The sequence below is a fragment of the Mesorhizobium sp. M2C.T.Ca.TU.002.02.1.1 genome (assembly GCF_003997225.1).
The window spans coordinates 1-2,875 of the sequence record NZ_RZTO01000771.1 but is presented as its reverse complement, the minus strand read 5'-3'; the positions used below and the strand labels follow the sequence as shown (position 1 = coordinate 2,875).

At 64.8% G+C, this 2,875-nt stretch carries 4 protein-coding genes; 1 reads left to right on the top strand and 3 read right to left on the bottom strand.

Features of this window, described 5'->3' with window-relative positions; all coding sequences use genetic code 11:
- Nucleotides 1-776 (bottom strand): MFS transporter (locus EOD07_RS29130; protein ID WP_245470538.1); only part of this gene is annotated, 776 nt, incomplete at its 3' end.
- Between the two features lie 178 nt (nt 777-954).
- Between EOD07_RS29130 and EOD07_RS29125 the strand changes: the two genes are divergently transcribed.
- Nucleotides 955-1,548, top strand: a complete 594-nt coding sequence (locus tag EOD07_RS29125; protein WP_127237805.1) for a hypothetical protein — start codon at nt 955-957, stop codon at nt 1,546-1,548.
- 23 nt (nt 1,549-1,571) lie between these two features.
- Here the strand turns inward: EOD07_RS29125 and EOD07_RS29120 are convergent, their stop codons facing one another.
- Both EOD07_RS29120 and EOD07_RS29115 read right to left on the bottom strand, forming a co-directional pair.
- The gene (locus tag EOD07_RS29120) at nt 1,572-1,880 is read right to left on the bottom strand and encodes a DUF1244 domain-containing protein (RefSeq protein ID WP_127237804.1); all 309 of its coding nucleotides are present in this window, start codon (nt 1,878-1,880) and stop codon (nt 1,572-1,574) included.
- A 27-nt stretch (nt 1,881-1,907) separates the two neighbouring features.
- Nucleotides 1,908-2,705, bottom strand: a complete 798-nt coding sequence (locus EOD07_RS29115; protein ID WP_127237803.1) for an N-formylglutamate amidohydrolase — start codon at nt 2,703-2,705, stop codon at nt 1,908-1,910.
- Nucleotides 2,706-2,875 lie beyond the last annotated feature (170 nt).

Here is a 2,875-nt window from a genome sequence, read left to right as displayed (position 1 = left end):
CGCATCAGCGCCATGACGCCCGAGAAGGCGGCATAGGCGAGGCCGGCGACCGCGAGATCGGCGCCCAGCTCCTGATGCAGGAAGAGCGCTGCCCAGTCGAGCACCGCGCATTCCGAGATCATGGTGAGCAGCGCCATCAGCCCGACCAGATAGACGGCCGTGCGACGCGGCAGCGTGAATTTCTGGTGCTCGACCGTCTGCGGCTTGTCCTCGGCGACGAGATAGCGAATGGCAAGGGCGATGACGGCAAAGGCGATCACCGTCACTGCGACGGCATGGGGAAGATGGCCGTAGGTCTGGATCGAGTAGCCGCCGAGCGCGCCACCCGCGAAGCCGCCAAGGCTCCAGAAACCGTGCGAGGACGACATGATCGCCCGGGAAAGCCTTCTTTCCACCACCACGGCATTCGAGTTCATCGCGACATCCATGCCGCCGATCGAGCCGCCGAAGATGAGCATGGCGATCGCCGCCAGGGGAACGTTGGGCGCGAGCGCCACGATCAGCAGGCCGAAGCTGCCGCAGACGCCGAACCAGCGGGTCACGGTGCGCGAGCCATGCCTGGAGATGAGATGGCCGCACCAGGTCATGGAAATCACGGCGCCGACGCCGAACAGCAGGATCAGCAGGCCGAGCGTGAACCGGGTGATGTCGAGCCGGGTGAGGAACACCGGAATCTGCGGCGCCCAGCTGCCGGTCAAGAAACCATTGGCGAGGAAAATGCCGGCGACGGCCCAGCGGCCGCGCGTGGCGGCCTGCATCGTGGTTTGCAAGGTCATTCTTCGAACCTGGTGCGCCGGTGGATTTCGAGCGGCAAATTAGATCGATTCAATTTGTAGTCAAGCGCTGCGCGCCGAAAGTGCTTGGGCCAAGCCGCGTCACCGATACGGAGCTTTTCGCCCGGGTCGGAACGGGGCACAGTCGCAGTGTCCCTCCCAAGACATCACAGGACCCAGCATGACCGCTCTGCTTCCCGCCGAACTCGCCTGGTACGCCACCGGCCGCTTCTATCGCGCCAAGGACGGCGCAGTGGCCGATTACGGATATTTCCTGCATCTGCCATTCTTCGACGTGCCGCTGTCCGACGCCAATCGCGCCGAAACGGGTGCGCATTTCACTTTCGCGGCAAGGCCATTCAAGGCTCAGGCGGTCGACAACGGGGCACTGTCGCTCGGTCTCGACCCGGTGGGCGAGTTCTCGCTCTATCTGCAGCGCCGGCCGGCATGGACCTTTGACGACCCGGCTTCGTTCGCGCAAGGCGAATGCATCGCCACCTTCCGCCGCTCCAGCCTGGTGGTGGGCACGACGGTCGCGGTCTCCGCCGGCACGACGATGGTGCAACTGGTCGGCACCAACGTGTTCAGCGCGCGCCTTGTCGCCAGCAGCGCGTTTGAGTTCGGCGGCAGCCGCCACGATCTGGCGCACTATCTTGGCGTGGGCGTGACCCAGTTCGGCACCTCCGCGGCCACGCCGATCGCGCCGCCGCCGGCCGGTTACGATCTGGTGCTGCCGTTCACAGGATCCGCCATAGCGCTGGGCCGAACCGGGTAAGGCCCGACGCGGGATCGAGACCGTTAATGATCCTTCGGCCGCTTTGCCTCGAACTCAGCCTTCTTGGCGTCCGTCGCCTCGGTCTGGTTGAGCGCCTGCCATTCGGCATAGGGCATGCCGTAGATGATCTCGCGCGATGCATCCTTCGACAGCGCCACGCCGTCGGCCTCGGCGGCCTCGCGATACCAGTTGGACAGGCAGTTGCGGCAGAAGCCGGCGAGGTTCATCAGATCGATGTTCTGGACATCGCCGCGTTCGCGCAGATGCGCCACCAGCCGACGGAAAGCCGCCGCCTCGAAGTCGCGTTTCTGGTCGTCGCTGAGTTCGGTCATTAGGAACCTCCGGGCCTGTCGGGCTCGTCACACGGGTCCGGTGCGCGAGCCGAACATCTTCACCTGATGTATATCGGCACGCCGGTCGATGGCGTCAACGATCGGCGCAAGGCGCTCGGCCCAGGCGAGAGCGCCGGCGCGGTCGGCGATCAGATCCTGGCGGATCTCGATCAGCGCATGGGCGTAGCCATTGACGATGGCGTGGCGGAACATGGTGTCGCCGCGCAACGCGCCGTCATAGGGTTCGTTGTCGCCGACGACGAGGGACTTGTCCTCGGCAAGCATGTCGATCAGCGGCCGCGCCACGCGATCGTCGCGGTCCCACAGGACGCCGACATGCCAGGGACGGACAAAACCCTGCATCACCGGCGTGAAGGAATGCACGGAGAAGATGAATGGCGCCTGGCCCGAGGCGCGCGCCACGGAGGCGATCATCGCGCCGACGGCGTCATGGTAGGGCCGGTAGAAGCGGTCGAGCCGCCGCTCGCGTTCCTCCCGGGCAATCGGATAGTTTCCCGGCACCACGGTCCCGTCATAGAGCTGACGGATCATGGTGGGGTCGTCCTCGCCCCGGTTGGGGTCGATCAACAGCCGCGAGAAACCGGCAAGCACGGCCGGCACGCCGAGCAGTGCCGCGAGCTCGCGCGTCACCGTCTCGACGCCGATGTCATAGGCGATATGACGCTCGAATTCGGACGCCGGCAAACCGAGACTGCCATACTCCTCCGGCAGGTCACGGCGGGCGTGGTCGGCCAGAAGCACGACGCCTTTCTTGCGGTCGCCCTCGACAATGTCGAATGGCGTGAAAACTGTGGATCGGGTCATCGGCTGAAAAGGGGATGGCGGCTGCGATGTGGTATCGTCATTCCACGAAGAGGACGCTGGCGCAATGCCGTTGTTTGGCCAAGGTTTCCGCAAAAATCTCCTACGCGGGGAGAATTTGCGCGACGGGCCCTTCTAAATCGATTGGAATTGAACAAAACGGCGCGTTGACA